This is a genomic window from Ruminiclostridium cellobioparum DSM 1351 = ATCC 15832 (assembly GCF_000621505.1).
GTDB lineage: Bacteria > Bacillota > Clostridia > Acetivibrionales > DSM-1351 > Ruminiclostridium > Ruminiclostridium cellobioparum.
Genome location: NZ_JHYD01000053.1, coordinates 1 through 22,527 on the forward strand (window position 1 = coordinate 1; position 22,527 = coordinate 22,527).

Consider the following 22,527-nt stretch of genomic DNA (forward strand, 5'->3'; position numbering starts at 1 on the left):
TTTGGATAGAGACTTTTCCAAAGAGACCACCCTGCTTTTTTCAATTTCAGAAAACAGAATCAAATCCAGCAGAAGTTTCTTTTGATAGTCTACATGAGAGTTCCAATTACACAACATTAATATAGCCTCCAAAACCAGTGTTATGGCAATTAATACCATACGCTGTGGTTTTCAAATTTTTGGAAGCTAATGTCAAGGTGTACAGTAACCATATATGGTTACTACTGGTAAATGTTGTTGGAAAATTTAAAGTAAAAAACTGGAGAATGTTAGAGGTGCGAGAAGAAAATTGCATCTTAAAACATAGAGCTCGAAAGCTATTGGAGTTTTCGAGAGTATTATTATAAAAAGGAGAGGTTGGAATGAAAAGCATATTAAAGAAAAGCATGTCACTTCTGCTGGCACTGGGACTTACCGCATCCGTGGCAGTGGGCTGCGGATCGGAACCGGCTTCGCAGCCGGCACCGGAATCCACGGCAGGCAGTGCGGCTTCAACGGAAGCATCGGGATCAACTGGCGGAACAAAAGAGTTTGCAAACAAGGAGTTAAATATTGCAGTATTCCAGGGCGCATACGGAAGAGATTTCTGGGACGCTCTGGCTCAAAAGTTCATGGAGCAGTATCCCGGTACAAAGATCAATATCACTGCAAATCCAAAGCTGGGCGAAATGATAAAGCCAAGTATCGTCTCAGGTAATCCTCCTGATTTTATTTATTTGAATGACGGAGACCCCTCAGGTGTGACAAAGGGTCTTATCAAGGATAAAGCAATAATGGACATTTCAGATATTTTTGACAGTAAGGCCCTTGATAAGGATAGCAATATAAGAGACCTGATTTTGCCGGGTTTCCTGGAAACTCCCTATTGTTCACCCTATGATGACGGCAAGATATACCTTGCTCCTTATAATTACGGTGTTATGGGTTTATGGTATAACAAGGCATATTTTGACCAAAAGGGGTATACGGCTCCCAAAACCTGGGATGAGTTCTTTGCATTGAATGAAAAGGCAAAAGCGGACGGAAGAGCCTTATTCACATATCAGGGTATTTATCCGGGATATCTGGAAGAGGTGCTTATTCCTGCCGTATATGCCGCAGGGGGACAACAGGCTGTAGATGATTTTACAAGCTATAAGGAAGGCTTCTGGAAGTCGGAGCCCGCAAAGAAGACCCTGGATATATTCTCAAAGATCGCCGGAACCGATAATGCGCTCATGAAGGGAACTGTCGCACTTAATCACACCCAGGCACAGACAGCGTTCATGCAGGGTAAATCAATGTTTTGCGTAAACGGCAGCTGGTTTGAGGGAGAAATGAAGGATGCACCGAGAGAAGATGGCTTCCAGTTCGGATTTGCAGGTGTTCCCGGTTTTAATGCAGGAGACCCCGCTATTGCACTTGTAAGTGTCGAGCAGATGTACATACCGTCAAAATCGAAGAATCCTGAACTTGCCAAGGAATTTATGAAATTCATCTATACCGATACGGCTGTCAGATTAAACGGTGAAAAGGCAAAAGCAGTAATGGCCGTTAAGGGAGCAACAGAGATGGTAAAGGAATACATAACCCCTTCGGCATATAACTGTTACAAGGCGGTTGAGGATGGAATGAAGCCGGTTGTTGCATCTCTTAAGCCGGTGGCAAACGGCAGCAAGATAAATATTTCGGATGAAATATACAAGCCGTTTTCAAGTATAATGAACAAACAAATGACTGTTGAAGAATACGCAGACAAACTGGAGAAGGTTTATGCCCAGGTGAGGGATGAACTGGCAAAAGCCCAATAATTGCAAAGAGTACAAGAATATATCGCCAATATATCGCCGGAGGATAAAACCTCCGGCAATAATTTAAAACAGGGTGTGAACATAAATGAATAAGAGTTTGAAAAAGAATTTATTTCTTGCCGCATGTGTCCTGCCAGCCTTGATACTTTTTGCTGTTTTTATCATATATCCCACGGTTAAGGTTTTTATAAGCTCTCTGTATCAGGACAGCGGGCTTGGAAATGTATCACAGTTTGTGGGACTGGACAATTTTAAGGCAATGTTTCAGGATGATGTTTTTTACATAGCATTGAAAAACACTGGATTTCTAATGATAGTATCCGGAGCACCGACAATTTTGCTGGCATTGTTTTTTGCAGCCATGCTGACTTCGGGAAAGGTCAAAGAGAGCAATTTCTATAGAGTGGTTTTTTTCTTTCCAAGTATTTTATCCTTCGTTGTAATTGCAATTCTCTGGTCGTTTATATACCATCCCACAATGGGAATAATTAATCCGGTCCTGCATCTGTTTGGAATGGCAGATCTCGATATCCCTGTTCTGGGAAACAGGAATACGGTAATGTGGGCTATTGCGGTCACCATAATCTGGCAGGCTGCCGGCTATTATATGGTTATGTATATTGCAGGAATTGACGGGATATCAAAGGAGATATATGAGGCGGCAGATATTGACGGTGCCACAGGGATTCAAAGCTTCTGGACAATCACAATACCCCTGCTCTGGGATATTCTAAAGACAACCATAATATTTGCCATCAATGGGGTTATTACAAACAGTTTCACAATAGTAAGAGTCATGACCGACGGCGGCCCTGACCGAGATTCGGAGGTACTGCTGACATATATGTATAAACATGCTATGAACGCAAGTTTTGGTTATGCCATGGCAATAGCGGTGTTTGTATTTGCAATTTCCATTGTTCTCTCAATCATAAGCAACAAGGTGACAGGTGGAGAAACGGCATAATAACAGTTGAGGTGAAGTTATGAAAAGCAATAGAATATTTGATAAAATAATTGGAATTTTATTCAGAGTTGTTTTATTGGTAAATACAATAATGGTCGTATATCCGCTGCTCTGGACTATTTTGACATCTTTCAAGACAAATACCGAAATACTCGGTAACCCATGGGTTTTGCCCAAATCTGTAAATATAGGCAATTACGTGTCGGCATTTACAAAAGCGAACATTGGAAGCTATTCAATCAATTCAGTTTTAGTCACGGCGGGTTCTATAATCCTGCTGGTAACTATGGCGGTATCCTCGGCATATGCGCTGGCGAGATATGAGTTTCCTTTCAGAAAATTTATTAAAAACATATATATGGGAGGTATTTTCATACAGATAACCTTTATAATAATACCTCTGTTTCTGCTTATGACCAGGCTGCATATGAATGACAACCGTTTCTGGCTTTCCCTGGTATATGCGGTGTCACAGCTTCCTTTTTCCATATATCTGCTCATAAGCTTCATGAAGGGCATACCGAAAGATTATGAAAATTCCGCCATGATCGACGGGTGCAGCTATGCCGGGGCTTTCATAAGGATCATTGTACCGCTTGCAAAGCCGGGAATCATAACGGTTACGATATTCAGCTTTTTCGCCTTCTGGAATGAGTTTCCGCTGGCATTGACCTTAATATCCACCGACACTAAAAAAACCTTGCCCATAGGCCTTGCAAACCTCATGGAGGTACAGCGCTATGCGACGGATTGGGGTGCGCTGTTTGCAGGCCTTGTAATAGTTCTGGTGCCCACAATAATAGTATTCGTGCTCACTCAGGACAAACTGACAAAGGGCATGCAGCTTGGCGGGCTCAAAGGATAAGGACAGTTCGTTAGAAAATAAATATTATCAATGAATATTATGAACGAATATTATCAACTTAATCATAAATAAAGGTATGGGGGATGCATTATGGCTAAAAGTTCAGGAAGAGTTACCCTGCCGGCTGAGAAGGGTATGGAGAGGGAAATTCTTCAGCTGGCACAAAAGTGGGGGATAGATGCTGTCAGGGACAGTGACGGTACACAGCTATCAACTGAAATCGTCAGCATGGGTTTTGAGGTCTATTCTACGCTGTGTCTGATAAGAGAAGACAATGAGTGGGCAAAGGCCAACAGGGAATGCCTGCAGCAAATCTACCTCATGTCCCAGGCTGTTATTGCCTTTGAGAATAGAATAGAAATCGATATAATGAAAGGCTATTACAGGGAGCAGTTTGAAATTGATACCTTGCATAAGCCTGCCGACTGGTGGGAAGTTACAGACCGTACCACCGGTGAGACGGTTGACAATGCCAAATGGCTTTTTGATTCAAATACCGGAAAAGTCATCCTGGCAGATGCCGTCAAATGGCATAGATATACCGTAACCTTTCTTGCATATCAGATATGGGAACCTGTTTCCATGTACAATCACAAGACAAATAACTGGAAGGAGGAACACAGGCTTCCTGTGGATCCCAGACATCCGCAGGCCAGAAAGCATTTGCTGGAAGTGTTGGAGCACTGGCTGGAAGCCCATCCTCAAACCGGCATAGTAAGATTTACTACTTTTTTCTACAATTTTGACCTGATTTATAATGAAAATGGAAAGGAACGGCAGGTTGACTGGTTTGGATATCTGAGCTGTGTAAGTCCCCTGGCAATCCAACAGTTTGAAAAGGAATACGGCTACAGGCTGACGCCTGAGGATTTTGCGGATAAGGGCTATTACAATTCTCCCTTTAAGGTGCCTGACAGGAAATATCTCGACTGGATGGACTTTAACCAGCGGTTTATTGCGGGCTTTGCCAAAGAGTGTGTAGATATGGTTCACAAAGCCGGAAAGAAAGCGATTATGTTCCTTGGGGACCATTGGGCCGGAATAGAGCCCTACGGCAAATACTTCGGTGAAATCGGGCTGGATGCCGTCGTCGGGGCGGCCGGAGACGGTGTCACTACCAGGATGATTTCGGATATCCCTGTAAAAGCTACTGAAGCAAGGTTTTATCCCTACTTTTTCCCCGATGTTTTTCATGAAGGAGGAGATCCCGTCAAAGAGTCGCTTGAGGTGTGGAGAAAGTCCAGAAGGGCACTTCTTAGAAAACCCACCGACAGAATGGGGTATGGGGGATATTTAAGCCTGGTTGCCGGATTTAAGGATTTTGTTGACCATATAGCAGACGTGTGTGATGAATTCAGAGCAATACATGACAGGACAAAAAGTACAAAACCCTACAGTGCAAAATTTAAAGTTGCCGTTCTCAATGCATGGGGAGTCTGCAGATCCTGGATGACACATCAGGTGGCCCATTCCCTCTGGAACCAGAGATGTTATTCATATCTCGGGATACTTGAAGCTTTGTCCGGCCTGCCTTTTGAAGTTGAGTTCATAAGTTTTGACGATATCAGAAATAATGGAATATCCAGGGACACAGGGGTCATTATTAATGCAGGAGACGCCGGAACCGCCTGGTCGGGCGGTGAGCACTGGAAGGACGAAAAGATAGTTTCTGCTGTCCGGGAATGGGTGTACGGCGGCGGAGGTTTTATCGGAGTGGGGGAACCCACTGCCTGTGAATATAACGGAGCATTTTTTCAACTGTCCGACGTACTGGGAGTTCAAAAGGAGGCAGGCTTTTCTGTAAGCAGTAACAAGCCTTCGTTCAGTATTAATGACAGCCATTTCATAACTGCCGATATCAGAGAGCCGATGGACTACGGAGAAGGGATGAATTCCGTTTACAGGTACTGTGAGTCTGCGGAAATCCTCGCTGTAAATAATTTAAGCTGTTCACTGGCGGCTAATACCTACGGCAGGGGCAGGGCGGTTTATATGGCAGGACTGCCTTTCAGCATGCAGAATACCAGGATGCTGTCCAGAGCAATATTCTGGTCGTCCGGCAGGGAAGCCGAAATGCAGATCTGGTTCAGTGAAAATTCTGAGGTTGAATGTTCCGCATATCCTGGTGCAGGCTGTTATGCCGCTGCAAACAGCAGCTTTGAAAGGCAGAAAACAACCATTGTGAAAGCTGACGGTGAAAAACATATTGTTGAGTTGGCTCCTTTGGAGTGCAAATGGTTTGAAATATAAAAGGAGACCGGTGCCATTATGGATATGATAGAAAACGCAGCAGGCATTATACCTTCAAAGCGCCAGCTGGCCTGGCAGAGGATGGAGTTTTACGCTTTTATACATTTTACGGTAAATACCTTTACCGGCAGGGAATGGGGCATGGGAGACGAGAGCCCTGAAGTTTTCAATCCCACACAGTTTGATGCCGGCCAGTGGGTTGAGGTATGTAAAAGTGCCGGAATGACGGGGCTCATATTAACCTGTAAGCACCATGACGGCTTTTGTCTCTGGCCGAGTAAATTTACTGAGCACTCGGTATTAAAAAGTCCCTGGGAAAACGGAAAGGGCGATGTGGTGAGAGAGGTTTCGGAAGCCTGTAAAAGAGCCGGATTAAAATTCGGAATCTACCTGTCGCCCTGGGACAGGCATGAAAAGACATATGGTGATTCACCCGTATATAATCAGTATTTCAAAAACCAGCTCAGAGAGCTGCTGACAGAATACGGAGATATTTTTTGCGTATGGTTTGACGGCGCCTGCGGTGAAGGTCCCAACGGTAAGAGACAGGTTTACGATTGGGACGCATATTACTCACTGATAAGAGAGCTGCAGCCCAATGCCGTAATTTCGGTTTGCGGGCCCGATGTCAGATGGTGCGGAAATGAAGCGGGGCATTGCCGGAAATCGGAATGGAGTGTTGTGCCGGCTTACCTTCAGGATGCCGAAAAAATAGCGGCAAAATCACAGAAAAAGGATGACGGGGAGTTTGCAAAGCGTATTGATTCGACCGAAGAGGATCTGGGAAGCCGGGATGCCATAAAAAATGCGGAAAAGCTTATATGGTATCCTGCCGAAGTAAATACCTCCATACGGCCCGGCTGGTTCTACCATAGGAATGAAGACCATGAGGTAAAAACCCCAGGGGAACTGATGGATATATACTGCAATTCAGTGGGCGGAAATGCCAACTTCCTTCTGAATATACCGCCCGACAGGAGAGGGCTGATCCATGAAAATGACAGTTCGGTGCTGAAAGAGCTGGGACGGCTTATAAAGAAGGCATTTAAAAATAACCTGGCATACAATGCCAGAGCTGCCGCCTCGGAAACTCTGGATGAAAAACATGCCGTCTCGAATATCCTGGACTGTAATTCCGGCACCTACTGGCGCCCCAAGAGAGGAACGGAAACAGCCCAAATCGAGATCGAGCTTTCTTCCAAACAAACCGTTGATACAATAGTAATAATGGAGAACATAGAAACCAGCGGCCAGCATATAGAAGCTTTTGTCCTGGAAGCCCAATTTGAAGGTGTGTGGAAGCAGATATATACCGGCACAGTTGTTGGATATAAGCGGATTTGCCGGTTCGGTGCCATAACCGCCGGCCGGTTCCGGCTTAAAATTACCGCCTCAAGGCTGTATCCTGCCGTTGAGTATTTGGGGATGTTTTGTTCAACTGCTTAAATAACGCAAAAGGTCATATTACCCTCTATTAACAATGTACATTGTCAATAGAGGGTAAAGTAAGAAGAATGTAATACTGGTTTATTAGTTTATAATATAATATTTGTGTTCCAAAACAGTATATTTTTGTACTGTATTTAGTCCCAAAATCACTTCCGGTTGCATATTATGCAATAAAAAGTTAATTTTGGAGTGATTTTTTTGACTAAATTTCAAGTTGGAGATATTGTTACAAGAAGGTCTTACGGTGGAGATCTTCTTTTTAGAGTAGTAAACATAATTCCAGATTGCGATGGATCTGACTGTTATGTTTTACGGGGGCTTTCCTCCCGAATAGAAGCAGATTCAAAAGCTGATGACCTGGAAAAACAGGATGCCAGAGCTGCATATACAAGAGCATATAATGAGCTTTATTTGATAAAAAGAAGTATAGAATGCTGCGGTCCATCTGACAGGGGCTTTTTGACCAGATTGAAAAGGAGACCGGGAAGGATTCTCCATATTGATTCGGCTCAGGATTTTATGAACCAATGTATGGACTTTTACAGACAAAGCAGGATTACCTGTTATGGAAAATGGGTAAGCGAGGATAAGCAGCCTTCGGTGGTAAAACAGTATTTGAGGGCTTATAGGCCCAATGTGCTGGTGCTTACAGGGCATGACGGTTTGAAAAAGAACGCAAAGAATTACAAGTCGCTGGAAAGCTATGCCAATTCATCGTACTTTATTCAGTCAGTCCAGATAGCAAGAGAGTATGAACCCGACCCGGATAGGCTTTGTATTTTTGCAGGTGCCTGCCAGTCTTATTTTGAAGCCATAATGGATGCGGGAGCAAACTTTGCAAGTTCACCCAAAAGGGTTTTAATCAACGCTCTGGACCCTGCAATTGTTGCGCAGAAGGTGTCTATAACAGAGAATTCCACAGTTCTGGAACCCAAGTCGGTAGTGGCCCTGACAATTACGGGCAGCAACGGCATCGGAGGAAAGCAAACAAGAGGACAATACAAATAAAAAGTTAATAGCGAATAGTTAAGGAAGGCCTGCTTATGCAGGCCCTACTTTTAATATAACGAGGCAATAGATATCCAGTGTGTCCTTTAGGACACCTTTGCATCGTTGAAACGCGAAATGCGCATAAGGTAAGAAAATTTTTCTACAGCCGAAAAATTTTCAAAGAACGTACACTTTCTTTTTAACCAAAGCATTATAAAAAAACTCTTAAATTTCAGCATAAAAACTACTAACAGCTTTTTCTGAAAATTGCTTTTCCATTAATGTATACGGTTTTGGTTATATCTCTTCCTTTCAGCATTCTTTCCTGCAGCAGGTTCAAAGCTGCATCGCACATCAGTGGAATATCAATATGAAAGGTGGTGAGCGGGGGAGAGACATACTGTGCAATACTGATGTTGTTTATGCTGAAAAAAGCCACACGCCCCGGAATGTCCCAGCTTTTTTCGTTAAATGCCTGCAGAACTCCGATAGTCAGTGTGTCACTTGCCATGCAAAATGCTGTGGGCATGTCTTCGCCCAATTCTTCTATAGCCTTGATACCAAGCCTATAACCTTCGCTGACTGAAAGCTTGTCGGTAATAAAGATATTCTTTTCATTTAATCTGTTGTAATACCTGGCGCTTTCCCTGAAAGACCACTCTCTTACGTCCATTGCGGGTTTCTTTGTTAATATGTCAAAATCCGTTGAACCTATAAACCCCAATGTTTCATGCCCCTGCTCTACAAAATAATCGACTATTTGTGTCACGATGGAATCCAGATTAGGTCTGACTGAGTCAAAACAGCTTTCATCGGGGGAAGTATCGATGAAAATACCGTGATTCGTTATTTTTTTTAAATGATTTATTTCATCCATATCAAACCAGCCCACGGCAACAAAGGCTTTGGAATTTTTGCTGACTGCTCCTATGCCTTCTGATTTGTTGTACCTGACTAATTTTATGTTTCGCTCCAGTGACTGCTTTTCAAGTTCCTGCCTGATACTCTTATAATAAACGTCCTCGAATTCTTCCTGGTTTTTTGGCCAGTAAAGCAGTGCAATATCTTCTATTTTAGGGTTCACTGTCTTTTTTTTATAGTTTAATTCTTCGGCTGTCCGGAATATGGCCTGTTTTGTCTCTTCGCTAACTGAAATTTTTTCATCATAGTTTAATACTCGAGATACTGTAGCGCTTGAGACTCCTACTTTTGCCGCTATATCCTTAATTGTTGCCATAAAGTCTTCTCCTGAAATTCTTATTTGATAACGATTTTACTAAATAATTTATTAAAAGTCAATTTAATTATTTCAGGCTTAATGCAGACTAATGGATTTTAGAACTTTAATATTGTTGTTGACTGGTAAGTAAAATGATACTATAATTAATAGTAAATTATTTATTAATAATACTAATAAATATTTAACTATATTATATGGAAAGCAATATATATTTTTTATATTAAAGTTACATACGCTAAAAGTCAGGAGGAACATTTTTTTGATGGATTTTATTAAAGGAATGGATATTTCCATGCTGAAAGAAGTGGAAGATCTGGGTGGAAAATTTTATGACGATGGAATTGAACTGGATGTTTTTCAAATTTTAAAAAAATATAGTATCAATGCAATAAGATTAAGGCTGTGGCATGATCCCTTCGATTGGGCATTAAATCCCTATGGCGGGGGAGGAAACGACTTTAACACTACTGTTGAATTGGCAGAAAGAATTATTAAACACAAAATGTCCTTTGTCCTAAATATTCATTATAGTGACTTCTGGACGGACCCCGGCAAACAGATTAAACCAAAGGCCTGGGAAAAGCTGTCGGGAATTGAGCTTGAAAATAAAGTATACAGTTATACCCGTAATATACTCAGAAACCTTAAAATGCGGGGACTTATGCCTGATATGGTTCAGGTGGGCAACGAACTGACAAACGGGTTTTTATGGCCCGACGGTAAGATTTCAAATCATAGGGCAATGATGAGTCTTTTAAAAAAAGGAATTTCTGCTGTCAAAGATGTAAGTAACGACATTAAGATTATTATCCATCTTGATAATGGCTGTGACAATGCCATGTACAGGGATTGGTTCGACAAGGCCCAAAATGAAGGAGTTGATTATGATATCATCGGATTGTCATATTATCCTTATTGGAATGGAACGCTTGATGAGCTGGAGGATAACATGAACGATATCAGCGATAGATACGGCAAGAATGTCATTGTTGTTGAAACAGCATATGGATTCACTACTGAAACCCATCCAAATGCCAACATGATTTTTTCAAAAGAATTGGCGGATATGACGGCCTTTGAGCCCACCAGGCTTGGACAAAGCATGTTCATGACCCAATTGATGAACAGGATCAGAAATGTAAAGAATCAGAGGGGTAAGGGCTTTTTTTACTGGGAACCGGCATGGCTTCCCGTGGAAGGCTCAACATGGTCCACAATTGAGGGAAGGAAATATATCGGAGATGTTTCAGAGGGCGGCAACTCATGGGCTAACCAAGCACTTTTTGATTTTAACGGTAATGCATTACCTGCACTAAAATCAATCAGGGATTTTTAAATATACCGTCATTTACATGTGATGGTAATAATTTATGAGGGGGAATTTGAATGAAAATGTGGAAAAGAAAAATTGCAGCCGGTTGGCTATCAGCGGTTTTAATCGCTTCTATGCTGTTTTCAGGCTGCGGCGGTTCAAAAGTCACAGCCGGCGCAGAGAATACCGGAATAAGTTCGTCGGAAAGCCAATCGGCAAGTACTGGAGCAAGTTCAAAAAAAGCTGCTTCAATAGTGGTCTGGACAAATCTTGAAAATGAAACCGATACATTGAAAAAGTACGGAGAAATGTGGGCAAACAAAACAGGAAACAAAGTTGAGGTAGTTCATGAAACAGCAGACTTGCAGCAGCTTGTACAAGCTACTAAAAGTAAAAATGGACCCGACGCTTTATATGGTATAGCAAATGACCAGCTTGCCAATTATGTATCGGCAGGACTGGTCCAGGAGGTTCCGGGTGATTTATATAAAAACGGGGACTATGCCAACGCGGCAGTACAGGCTTGCTATTCAGACGGAAAAAGGTATGGTATTCCGATTGCAGTTGAAACCAATACACTCTTTTATAATACCCAAAAAGTAAAGAAAGCACCTGAAACATGGGATGAACTGATCAATACTGCAAAAGTCAGTGGAGGGGTACAATTCGAAGCTACAAGCATTTATTATGATCTGGGCTTTTTGCGCGCATATGACAGTTATATATTTAAATATACAGATGGCAAATATGATATAAAGGATATCGGACTTGGCAATGAAAATGCAGTAAAGTCCTATACATTATTAAAAGAACTTGCGGTGGATAACGGATTTTTTTCCTCTGATATTACAAGTGATTTAGCCAGAAGCAGTTTCCAGAACGGTAAAACAGCCTTTTATATCGGGGGGCCATGGGATATAAGCGGTTTTAAGTCAGCCGGAACTCCGTTCGCAGTGGCACCGATGCCTTCGCTGAACGGAAAACCATTTGTGACTCCTGTTGGTACACAAGTTGGCTTTGTCAGTTCAAAATCCGACGAGCAGGAAGCAACCTGGGATTTTATCAAGTATTTAATGGAGAATTCTGCACAGGATTTGTACAGCACCGGTGGAAGGATTCCTGCCAATATCGCAGCGCAGGGACAAATCAATGCCGATGATGCGACCAAAGCTTTTATCACTCAGATTTCACATGGAGAACCGATGCCGACCGTACCGGAATTGGGACAGGTATGGACTCCATATTCAGATAACATAAAGTTGATGTTCCAGAAAAAAATTACCCCCGCCGAAGCTGCAAAAAATATCAGCAAGCAGGTACAGGAAGGCATAGATCTTATGAATTCCGGGAAATAAGGGTGGAGTCATGAAACATAACAAAACAAATTTTGCCGGATATAGTTTTATAATGCCGGCAATGGTGTCAATATTTATATTCACTCTATTGCCTATTGTGTATACGGTTTACATATCGTTTACCAATTACAATATGTATCATCTGGATGATTTTGAGATCATAGGTTTCAAAAATTATCTCAGTGTTATCAATGGCAGCATAAGCTCTGTATTTTTCCCTGTTCTGGGTTGGACTGCAGCTTTTGCGACAATTAGTACTGCCGGCTCCTACATAGTAGGTATGTCACTTGCAGTTTTATTAAATAACCCATTTATGACGGAATCAAAAGTATACAGGTCCGTATTGATAGTTCCGTGGGCGTTGCCCGCAACGATTGCAATCCTGGCATGGCAGGGATTGTTGAATGAACAGTATGGCGGAATAAACAATATTCTGAGGGCATTGCACATTACGGATGGCATACCGTGGATGACAGATGTGTTCTGGGCAAGGACCGGAATCATACTCGTAAATATATGGCTGGGTTTTCCGTATATGCTCAATGTATGTCTGGGGGGACTCCAGGCAATTTCACCTACATATTATGAAGCTGCTAAAATTGACGGGGCTTCAAAATGGTATGCTTTTAAAGTAATTACCTTCCCTTTTGTTACAAGATTATCTGCTCCGCTTATTATTTCTTCCTTTGCATCCAACTTTAATAATTTTGGCAATATTTATATGATAATGCAAGGTGGACCTGCCAGGGAAGGCTCTCAGTTTGCAGGAAGCACAGATATCCTTGCAAGCACTATTTACAAAATGACGACATGGTCCAACAGATATGAGTTATCTGCTACTCTAAGCGTATTTGTTTTTATAATTGTAGGAACATTGACACTTATAAATATGAATATGTCCGGAGCATTTAAGGAGGCTGACTAAATGGGCAGAAATGATATGAATCGGGGAGATAAAAGAACCTTGCTGGTCAGCCGTATAATAATCTGGGTAGTCATACTTCTTACGCTGTTTCCTGCATTCTGGATTTTAATGGCATCTTTCTCCAAAGGAGACAGCTTTTTCATGACATCGTTACTACCTGATAATATTGGAGGTGATAATTACGTAGAGCTTTTCCGGGAAACTGATTTTCTTTTATGGGTATTCAATTCTCTTAAACTATGTTTTTTTGTTGCCATTATCCAGCTTTTTTTAACCTGTACTGCTGCTTATGCATTTTCAAGAATGAGATTTCCGGGAAGGAAAAACGGACTAAAGACTTTGCTGGTATTGCAGGTTTTTCCAAGCAGTATGGCACTTGCCGGGTATTACATAATAATTTACCGTTTTGGTTTGGTTGATAACATGCTATTTGTAATATTGGTACTTTCGGGAGGGAGTGCCTTCAATATATGGCTGTTAAAGTCATTTATTGACAACATACCTAAAGAACTTGACGAAGCTGCCTTTGTCGATGGTGCGGGCTATCTTCAGATTTTTATGAAGATAATACTGCCGCTTGCAGTCCCGCAAATTATTGTTATATTTTTGTTTTCATTTATTGGTACCTACAGCGAGTTTGTTATTTCATCGGTATTTTTACAATCACCTGATAAACATACTCTGGCAATTGGGCTGCAGACATTCATCACAAATCAGTTTGCCGCGCATTGGACTTTGTTTGCTGCTGCTGCTGTTGTTTCCTCGTTGCCTGTAATGTTCATATTTATGATGCTCCAAAGATACATCCAAAATGGTCTTGCCGCCGGCGGTGTAAAGGAATGAGATTAAATTTTGAATTGGAGGTTTTTGTATGAAAAAGTCAAGGTTTATAAAAAAGACAGTAAGTATAATAACGGTAATAGGTCTTTTAGTGTTAATGTGTACGGGGGTATCTGCTGTAAGGCAAAACGCTGATTACAGCGATTTTATCAGGGGAGTGGATATATCGAATCTCGACATGGTTGAAAAATTGGGTGGTTCCTTTTATGAAAATGGTCTAAAAAAGGATGCCATGCAAATTCTTAAGGATCATGGTGCAAATTATGTCAGACTGAAGCTTTGGGTTGATCCCTACGACAGTGCAGGGAGCAGCTACGGTGGTGGCGGAAATGACTATAATACTACCCTCTCACTTGCATTGAAGGCAAAAGCCCATGGAATGAAGGTACTTATAGATTTTCATCTGAGTGATTTCTGGGCAGATCCTGGAACTCAAAGCAAACCAAAGGCATGGGCCGGTTTGTCCTATTCTGATTTGAAAACCACTCTGTATAATTATATGAAAACCACTATGAATAATTTTGTCAGAGATGGAGTAACTCCTGATATGGTTCAGATAGGAAATGAATCCTCATCGGGAATTTTATGGGACGATGGAAAAGTCGGAGGCGGAATTACTGATTTTACAAAGCTGGCTGAGCTTGTCCAAAAAGCAATTCAGGGAGTAAGGGATTCCAATGGCAGTAGTGCTAAAATTATTCTTCATCTGGACAACGGCGGCAGCTATTCACTTTATCAATGGTGGTTCGGTGGGATAACAAGTTGCGGAATAACGCTTGATTTCGATATAATCGGTTTGACTTATTATCCTATGTGGCATGGGACATTAAGCCAATTACAGTATAATATGAATGATATAAGCAAGAAATATGGTAAAGATGTTTTAGTAGTGGAAACAGCTTACGGATGGACTACTGCAGACGGGGACGGGCTTGGAAGCTCCTTCAACCAAACAGATGCTACAAATGCAGGATATGCCGCATCCGTACAGGGACAGATTGATTTCATGACCGATCTCGAAGCTGCTATTCTGAATGTTCCAAATGCAAGAGGACTTGGGTTCTTTTATTGGGAACCGGAGTGGCTTCCTGTGGCGGGTGCCAATTGGGGCACTGCTGCAGGGGCGGCATATATAGGAGATTCGGGCATCCTCTCAAATCCATGGGATAACTTGACACTGTTTGATTTTAATGGTAGTGTATTGAACTCTGTAAATATTTTAAACACGCCTGAAAAGAATCGTGTTACAAACCCAGGCTTTGAGGCGGATGGCAGTTCTACCAATCAACCCGGCGGCTGGCAGGTTTGGAGGTCAGACTCTACTGCAAGCGATGCAATTAAAACCGAGTATGGGAACGCCTATTCCGGGAATTACAAGCTGACATTCTGGGATGATGCGGCGTATTCATGTTCTGTTTATCAGACGATTACAGATCTGGAAAACGGTACTTATTCTTTGTCGGCAAATATAATGAGCAGCGGCGGTCAGAGCACCTGCCAGATATATGTAAAGAATTACGGCGGTAGTGAACTGGTAAAGGCTGTACCGACAAGTGACATTAATTGGAACAGGATTACTATTGACAATATTCAGGTAAACAACGGTAAATGTGAAATTGGTCTGTATGCAGTTGCCAATGCAAATAACTGGTGTAACCTGGATGACGTAGTTTTCAGGAAAAAATAAATGTAGAGAAAATGAAAAACATCCGTTTGAAATATTATTTTCAGACGGATGTTTTTGTGTAGAGATTGTTTCGGTTCACTTTTTATATTTTAGAAAAATTTTAGAATTTCTTTCGAGGAGTTTTATTCTTGATCTCTATAATCAAATTGTAGCGATAAGGTATGGTCAGATAAAACAAAGTTTTATTGTTTGACCATGACGAGCTATAAAAATTATTGATTGGAGAGATTGAAGATGAAAAACAGGAAATTAAAGCTTGGGCTCCTGGTGATGGCGGCAGTTACGGTATTCACCGCCACGGCATTTGCAGCCGGCACCGGAAATGAGGGTTATGAGACGCTGAAGCAAATAATGAAGGACTCAAGAGGAAAAGAAATTCTGACCAGTGCTTCAGTTGACGGTACATTTCGAATTTCCGACAACGGAAAGATAGTCACCGAATTGAACGGCAGAGTAAAAGCCGACCATGAGAGTAAGGAAAGCAGCGGAAATGTCCAGATCAGTTTGAAGGGCAGGCAGCAGGACCTTTCCTTCTTCCAAAACGGTGAAGAAGTATACCTGTCTGATGAAACAAACACTAAATATTACAAGCTGGTCAATGCGGAACATGGCAAATACGGCAAAAATATGGAATACAACAAAGAGGACTATGACTATGCAGGTGACCACGAAATGGGAACCGCCGAAGAAAAGCTCATAGACTACCTTGCCGGGGATTTAAAGTCTCAGATTGCATTAACACGTAACCCTGACGGATCAAAGATCCTTACAATGGATCTGGATCAGAATGAAATTCCAATGCCCTTGAATTTATTAACGGCAGTAGCAGTTGGGAACAAAGGAATTGATCAAGACAGCAGTGACAGAACTGAATTGGACCAGGTACGCAAGCAATTGCTGGCTGAAAAGCTTCCCTTCCTCAAGGACTATCTTGATATTGACAATAATTTAGTACCTGCTTTAAAAGAAAATGTCAAGCTAGCAGCTCTTGTTATAAAAGTGAATGTTGACCAGGATAACCAGATCAAGTCTTTTGAAGCCAGGGTCAGCATCACCGGCAATGATGCCGGGGGCACATATCATGATATTTCTTTGCAGGGTTCTGCAGCAGTCAGTGATATAAACAAAACCAGTGCCGATAGGTTCAATGCCGACGGCAAAAACGTGGAGATCATAAATGCTGAAGATTTCAAATGCAGCAGGGAATAATATTCGGAAGATGGGATGGGATGGCATGTTACTGGAAGTTGAAAATTTGACCAAGAAATATCCCGGGAACCACGGCATAGAAGGGCTGAACCTCACAGTTTCAGAGGGTGAGGTTGTTGCCCTTCTGGGCCCCAACGGTGCGGGGAAAACTACAGCAATGAAGGCAATGATGGGATTTTTTCCGGTTGACACCGGCAGAGTTGCATATAAAGGTATTTCAATTACGGATAATCCCCAGGCAACAAAAAATGAAATAGGCATGATGATCGGGGATCCTTCCCCATACCTTTATCTCACGGCATATCAATACCTGAAGCTGTATCAGAAGCTTTACTTTAATGTCACCGATGAGGATATCAATGCCGTTCTGGCGGTAACCGGCCTTGCGGACAGGAAGGACAGCAGGATCAAAACCTTTTCGACGGGAATGAAGCAGCGCATTTATCTGGCCAGGATATTGCTGACAAAACCAAAACTGGTACTGCTGGACGAACCTTTTTCCGGAATGGATATAGAGGGCAGGGATCAGCTGGTGCAATTGTTTAAAAAAATCATTGAAAAATATAATACGGGGATGATAATCTCAAGCCATCTGATACATGATATAGAGGGGATTACCTCCAGGGTTTGTATAATAAGCAGCGGAAAATGGCTTGCAACGGATACGGTGGAAGAAATCAGGGGTAGTTACCCCACTATTGAAAAGTACTATCTTGATACAATTTCCAAAACCAAGGGAAGGAGGAATGAAAATGAACAAGCTGATTACTTTTTCGGTGGATGAGTACAAAAAGCTGCTTTATCAGAAAAAAACAAAGGTCATTATCTCACTTTTTGTTATATATGCAATGGCAATTGGCATCGCCAGTCTGGTCATTGAAAATAATACGGGAGTTAAAATAGTTGCACCCGGCAGATTTCCGGTTTTTATCCTGGAACTGCTCACAGGCTTTATTCTGCCTGCCCTGACTGTTTATATCAGCAGTGAGCTTTACACAGCTGAGTTTAAGGATGGTACAATAAAAAATCTATTTGCATTGCCTGTTACTAAAAGTATAATATATTTAGGAAAAATACTTGCCGGGGCGGCCCTGACTGCCACATGCCTATTGGCACTGGGAATATCCGGCCTACTGGTCAGCATCGTCATCAACGGTACGGCGGCCTTTGCAGGCATTGGAAGCTTGTTTGTCAGCTATTTCGGAGCATTCATTTTCCTCACGGCGGTGCTGATGATTGTATCGTTTTTTACATTGACCACAGGCAGCCCCAACATGGCAATTGCCATGAACCTGCTGATCTGGCTTGTACTGGGTGTGGCAGGTACGTTTTTAACCTCTGTCAGGCAATTTCTGCCTGTAAGTTTCAGCGGATGGTATCAGCCGCTGTTTAACGGAGCCGGTTTGACGGCGGCATTACCTGCCTTTCTGTACATGCTTTCATATTGTATCATATTTGCGGTTGCCGGCTTGACAATATTTGAACGGAAAGAAGTGTAGATAAATGTCTCTAAGGGTTAAGCTGATTTTAACATATTTGATAATGCTGATTATAACCGTGGTTATTGTCATTGTGTTCGGAGTCGGCATTATTACCCATACCATGGGTCAAATAGCCAGGTCGGTCATAGGCGACCAGACCGGAGAATCGGCTGTAAGCCGGGTGGTTGATGTGGTTGTGGATTTGAGGTATACAGAGAAATATTATCCTGATACTCTGGCGCAGGACAGTTTTGCTGCAAATCTTGCAGAACAGATAAAACCTTTTAACGGTTTCCTTCTGGTAAAAAACAATCAGAAGTACAGGGCTTATGGGACAGAGCTTGCTGATGAGAATCTATTCAGGCAAATTGAGGCAGCTGCAAAAGAAAGATATGCGGATAAGCATGATTTATCTATCAGCAACAGCAATGTTACCTGGAATAAACAGGAGTATTTTGTTTTAAAATATGATTTTCACGATGTGGATTCACTTGATTATTTCTTTGTATTCAAACAGACTGGAAAGATTATAGGCCCCGGATATAATGTCCTTCTGGCTGTGCTGATATTGTTGGCCGCCATAATAATCGGGCCTTTAATGTGGATAATAACAAAGGATATCGTCATTCCCCTGAAGAAGCTGGATAACAGTGCCAAAGAGATAGCCCGGGGAAATCTGGACTTTCATCTGCAATCAAATTCCAACAATGAAATAGGAAGTGTTATACGGTCTTATGAAATAATGAGGGCTGAACTGAAAAAATCCATTACCAGCCAGCTTCAGATGGAGGAAAGCAGAAAGCAGCTTTTTTCGGACATAACACATGATCTGAAGACACCAATTACCTCAATAAAGGGTTATATCCAGGGAATACGGGACGGTGTTGCAAACGACCCCGTAAAACTGTCCAGGTACCTGGATGTCATTTATACAAAGACAGTTGATATGAATGCAATGATAGATGATTTATTTTTATTTTCCAAGCTTGATTTGGGAAAAGAACCTTTTAACAAGGATTATATAGATATACCGGAATTTTATAAAAATTGTATGCAGGAGCTGCATCTGGAGCTTGACGGCAAAGGGGTTGAACTGGCCTCGGAATGCAAAGTATCCTCCGACTTTAAAGTTCTTCTGGACAGTCAGAAGATCAAGCGTGTGATACTGAATATTGTAAGCAATTCCTTAAAATTCATGGAAAAAGAACGCAAACTCCTTAATATTGTATTTGAAGAGCAAAACGGTTTTCTGGTTGTTAAAATCAAGGATAACGGCATGGGAATTGATAAAAATGAACTTGAAAAAATATTCGACCGCTTTTACAGGACAGATCCTTCCAGAAACAGAAATACAGGGGGATCGGGGCTGGGGCTTGCCATTACGCGGCAAATAATAGAACAGCACAAAGGTAAAATCCAGGCTGATAGTATAAAAGGAGAATGGACCGAAATCTCATTCGAAATCCCCCAGGGGTGACATGGAGTACAGCTTTAAGGCTCAGTCCGGAAAGCTGATGCGCATATGGGAACATGGAGGCTAAATGGAAAAGAAGAGAATTTTAATTATTGAAGATGATCTGGCTATTGCCGAGCTGGAAAGAGATTATCTGGAGATCGACAACTTCGATGTGGTAATAAGCCAGAATGGAGCAAGAGGGCTCGAACTGGCTTTGAATGAGTCCTTTGATCTTGTGGTTCTGGATCTGATGCTTCCCGGGATGGATGGTTTTGAAATATGCAGGAGAATACGCTCCAGAAAAGAAACTCCCATACTGATGGTTTCAGCTCGCAAGGATGATATTGATAAAATCAGAGGACTGGGCCTGGGGGCGGATGATTACATCACAAAACCGTTCAGCCCCAATGAAATGGTTGCCCGTGTAAAAGCACACATAAGCCGCTTTGAGAAGCTGAGCAGGTCAGGGAGAAGCCATAAGCAGACTGAGCTGATTATAAGAGGGCTTGCAATAAATCTTGATGCAAGACGCGTAACTCTGAATGGGGAAGAAATAATCCTTACAACCAAGGAATATGATCTTCTTCTTTTTCTTGCACAGAATCCCAACCATGTGTTCAGTAAGGAAACACTGCTGGAAAGAGTCTGGGGAATGGACTATTTTGGCGACAGTGCGACCATAACGGTTCACATAGGTAAAATCCGGGATAAAATTGAAAGGGATAAGGACAATGAACAGTTCATTGAGACGATATGGGGTGCAGGGTACAGGTTTAAAGTATAGATACCGCAATACCCAAATATAACCTAATTTAAGGTGTTGTGCCAGTTAATTTAATTTTTTGCTTTACCTGTGTAATTTTTTATATCAAATGGTAACTTCCGTACTAACTTCATGAAATAAGGATGCCCCCAAAACAATTACGAAAATTGTATCGCCTCATTTAAAGCGGTTTTGCCGTCGCTCAAACTCGACCTCCTGTCTTGATTTGAAGCTCAAAGCAACGTCCTGTTGCTTTGCCGGCAAAACCACTTTACCTTCGTCGACAATTTACCGCAATTGTTTTTAACTGTGCATCTTATTTCATGAAGTTGTACCCGCGTACCAGTTGATTCTGATTAAATCTATCTGTAAGGCAAAACAAAATTTTAATTAGCACAACGGGGTAATTTAAATACATGTTGAACATTTAACAGTTCTCCCGTACCAACCATTTCGGTACTGCTCAAATAGGCCTCCTGACGGAAAACACTTGCGGTTCACCTTTAAACAGTAGTGTGTTGAATGTGCTGCAATAAAAAAAATGCCCGGCCAGGCCGGAGCATTTTTAGGGGGTTAAAATGTATTTTGTGGGGTCAGTTATAGTTATTGCCTTTTTTGTATTTTCTTATACATTTTATTTGTTAAAATTTTTTAAAATATTTAAGCCCGTCAAACAGCCGGTCGGTTAACGGCACAACGGGTTTATTTAGTTTATCCTGCCGCCGGGCTTTCTAAACAAAAATAGCCCATGTAAAGCATAACCAATTCGTGATATAATAAATAACTAAAAACTATAATAATACCATAATACAAAAAATAAGGTTTTACGTACAATTAATTAAACTGTGTAATGATTGTATTACAAATTGGTATTTTAACTGCCCTAATCTAAATAGATTAAAAAATGTGAGGGATGTCTGTGAAAAAAAGAATAGTTGCCATAGTACTGATACTAGTATTTATTTTTACCTCTACAGCCGGAATTTACGCAAAGGCCAGGTCCTTTGGCGGAGCCAGATCTTTCTCGAAGTCGTACAGCAGAAGCTATAAGGGTTCATCAAAGAGCGGAGGGCTGTTCGGTTCGTCAAAGGCAAAGAGCAGCACTTCCAAAAGCTCGGGTTCTAAAATCTTCGGCTCAAAGAGTTCGGGCTCAAAGAGTTCGGGTTCAAAGAGCTCCGGATCAAGGAGCATACCCGGGACTTCCAAATCCTACAGCGGATCGTCGGGCTCAGGAGCAAAGAGCTTTGCAACAAAATCTGCTTCAAAAAAGTATTCCTATATGCAGGACTCTTATAAAAAACAGGTTTCGGGAAAAAAATTCAATACCTACAAGCAAAAACTGAACACTGAGCAGCAAAAGGTTTACAATGATTCCATGAAACGTGATTACGGGACCGGTTCCAGAAGGATGGGCTTTGAGGATGCAATGAAAAGCAGGACCTCAAGAATAAATTCCTTTGGAAAAAGACCTGTATTCATTAATGTCAATACCGGAATGTTCGGCAATCCTTTTTCTTATGGATATGCCTATGTGGGGCCATGGGATTTGTGGTTCCTTATGAGAGCCTCTGAAATGTTCTGGTTCCACCATTGGCTTGAAATAGCACCCTATAAAAGCTATTTCAACCAGCAGGAATATGAAAAGCTTGAGAAAAGGGTAGGAGAGCTTGAAAAACAGGGAGTACAGAGAGACCCCAACTATATCGATCCTGATACCGATCCTGATTTGCAGTTTTCTCAACAGTATCAGGAGGAGAATGTGGATAAGATTTATTATACCGATAAGTATTCCACAAACTCAGCAAGCAGCGGCACTGCGGTAGTTATCATAATCATATCGGCAGTTGCTTTGGTTATAGTGATCAGGAAATTGTCAAAACCCAAGCCAAAGAAATCCCATTACAGCAGGATTTATTAAATTTCCGGATAACCCCGGGTATTTGAAGGC

General features: G+C 41.8%; 18 protein-coding genes. 17 read left to right on the forward strand and 1 reads right to left on the reverse strand.

Going from position 1 to position 22,527, the window contains the following annotated elements; genetic code table 11:
- Positions 1 to 362: 362 nt before the first annotated feature.
- The 6 genes from T344_RS0117685 to T344_RS0117715 all read left to right on the forward strand — a co-directional run bounded on the left by T344_RS0117685 (position 363) and on the right by T344_RS0117715 (position 8,329).
- A complete protein-coding gene (locus tag T344_RS0117685) occupies positions 363 to 1,790 on the forward strand; it encodes a carbohydrate ABC transporter substrate-binding protein (RefSeq protein WP_027629813.1) in 1,428 nt (475 codons plus the stop codon).
- A gap of 85 nt (positions 1,791 to 1,875) precedes the next feature.
- Positions 1,876 to 2,757, forward strand: a complete 882-nt coding sequence (locus T344_RS0117695; RefSeq protein ID WP_027629814.1) for a carbohydrate ABC transporter permease — start codon at positions 1,876 to 1,878, stop codon at positions 2,755 to 2,757.
- Between the two features lie 19 nt (positions 2,758 to 2,776).
- Positions 2,777 to 3,622, forward strand: a complete 846-nt coding sequence (locus tag T344_RS0117700) for a carbohydrate ABC transporter permease (protein ID WP_027629815.1) — start codon at positions 2,777 to 2,779, stop codon at positions 3,620 to 3,622.
- Positions 3,623 to 3,712: 90 nt separating this feature from the next.
- A complete protein-coding gene (gnpA, locus tag T344_RS0117705; protein ID WP_027629816.1) occupies positions 3,713 to 5,872 on the forward strand; it encodes a 1,3-beta-galactosyl-N-acetylhexosamine phosphorylase in 2,160 nt (719 codons plus the stop codon).
- Positions 5,873 to 5,890: 18 nt separating this feature from the next.
- Positions 5,891 to 7,318 carry an alpha-L-fucosidase gene (locus T344_RS0117710; RefSeq protein ID WP_034862062.1) on the forward strand — a complete coding sequence of 476 codons (1,428 nt, stop codon included), beginning with the start codon at positions 5,891 to 5,893 and terminating at the stop codon, positions 7,316 to 7,318.
- A gap of 192 nt (positions 7,319 to 7,510) precedes the next feature.
- A complete protein-coding gene (locus T344_RS0117715) occupies positions 7,511 to 8,329 on the forward strand; it encodes a sporulation peptidase YabG (protein WP_242842104.1) in 819 nt (272 codons plus the stop codon).
- 229 nt (positions 8,330 to 8,558) lie between these two features.
- Here the strand turns inward: T344_RS0117715 and T344_RS0117720 are convergent, their stop codons facing one another.
- Positions 8,559 to 9,548, reverse strand: coding sequence for a LacI family DNA-binding transcriptional regulator (locus T344_RS0117720; protein ID WP_027629819.1), 990 nt, complete (start codon positions 9,546 to 9,548; stop codon positions 8,559 to 8,561).
- A 265-nt stretch (positions 9,549 to 9,813) separates the two neighbouring features.
- Here T344_RS0117720 and T344_RS0117725 point away from each other — a divergent pair, with 265 nt between their 5' ends.
- The 11 genes from T344_RS0117725 to T344_RS0117780 all read left to right on the forward strand — a co-directional run bounded on the left by T344_RS0117725 (position 9,814) and on the right by T344_RS0117780 (position 22,497).
- Complete coding sequence (locus tag T344_RS0117725; protein ID WP_027629820.1) at positions 9,814 to 10,887, forward strand: glycoside hydrolase family 53 protein; 1,074 nt, start codon at positions 9,814 to 9,816, stop codon at positions 10,885 to 10,887.
- 50 nt (positions 10,888 to 10,937) lie between these two features.
- Positions 10,938 to 12,218 (forward strand): sugar ABC transporter substrate-binding protein, encoded by a 1,281-nt coding sequence (locus T344_RS0117730; protein ID WP_027629821.1) that lies wholly within the window; start codon positions 10,938 to 10,940, stop codon positions 12,216 to 12,218.
- A gap of 10 nt (positions 12,219 to 12,228) precedes the next feature.
- Complete coding sequence (locus T344_RS0117735) at positions 12,229 to 13,143, forward strand: carbohydrate ABC transporter permease (protein WP_027629822.1); 915 nt, start codon at positions 12,229 to 12,231, stop codon at positions 13,141 to 13,143.
- The gene (locus T344_RS0117740; protein ID WP_034862065.1) at positions 13,144 to 13,986 is read left to right on the forward strand and encodes a sugar ABC transporter permease; all 843 of its coding nucleotides are present in this window, start codon (positions 13,144 to 13,146) and stop codon (positions 13,984 to 13,986) included. It begins immediately after the preceding gene.
- A 28-nt stretch (positions 13,987 to 14,014) separates the two neighbouring features.
- Positions 14,015 to 15,670 (forward strand): glycoside hydrolase family 53 protein, encoded by a 1,656-nt coding sequence (locus T344_RS0117745; protein ID WP_027629824.1) that lies wholly within the window; start codon positions 14,015 to 14,017, stop codon positions 15,668 to 15,670.
- A gap of 234 nt (positions 15,671 to 15,904) precedes the next feature.
- Positions 15,905 to 16,879 carry a hypothetical protein gene (locus T344_RS0117750; protein ID WP_027629825.1) on the forward strand — a complete coding sequence of 325 codons (975 nt, stop codon included), beginning with the start codon at positions 15,905 to 15,907 and terminating at the stop codon, positions 16,877 to 16,879.
- Positions 16,848 to 17,663, forward strand: a complete 816-nt coding sequence (locus T344_RS28590; protein WP_051571998.1) for an ABC transporter ATP-binding protein — start codon at positions 16,848 to 16,850, stop codon at positions 17,661 to 17,663. The genes T344_RS0117750 and T344_RS28590 overlap by 32 nt, the downstream gene beginning before the upstream one ends.
- On the forward strand, positions 17,632 to 18,378 hold the full coding sequence (locus T344_RS0117760; RefSeq protein WP_027629826.1) for an ABC transporter permease: 747 nt from the start codon (positions 17,632 to 17,634) through the stop codon (positions 18,376 to 18,378). The genes T344_RS28590 and T344_RS0117760 overlap by 32 nt, the downstream gene beginning before the upstream one ends.
- A 4-nt stretch (positions 18,379 to 18,382) precedes the next feature.
- A complete protein-coding gene (locus T344_RS28595; protein ID WP_051572001.1) occupies positions 18,383 to 19,837 on the forward strand; it encodes a sensor histidine kinase in 1,455 nt (484 codons plus the stop codon).
- A 64-nt stretch (positions 19,838 to 19,901) separates the two neighbouring features.
- Positions 19,902 to 20,600, forward strand: coding sequence for a response regulator transcription factor (locus T344_RS0117770; RefSeq protein ID WP_027629827.1), 699 nt, complete (start codon positions 19,902 to 19,904; stop codon positions 20,598 to 20,600).
- A gap of 892 nt (positions 20,601 to 21,492) precedes the next feature.
- Complete coding sequence (locus T344_RS0117780) at positions 21,493 to 22,497, forward strand: hypothetical protein (RefSeq protein WP_242842105.1); 1,005 nt, start codon at positions 21,493 to 21,495, stop codon at positions 22,495 to 22,497.
- The last annotated feature ends 30 nt before the right edge of the window (positions 22,498 to 22,527 follow it).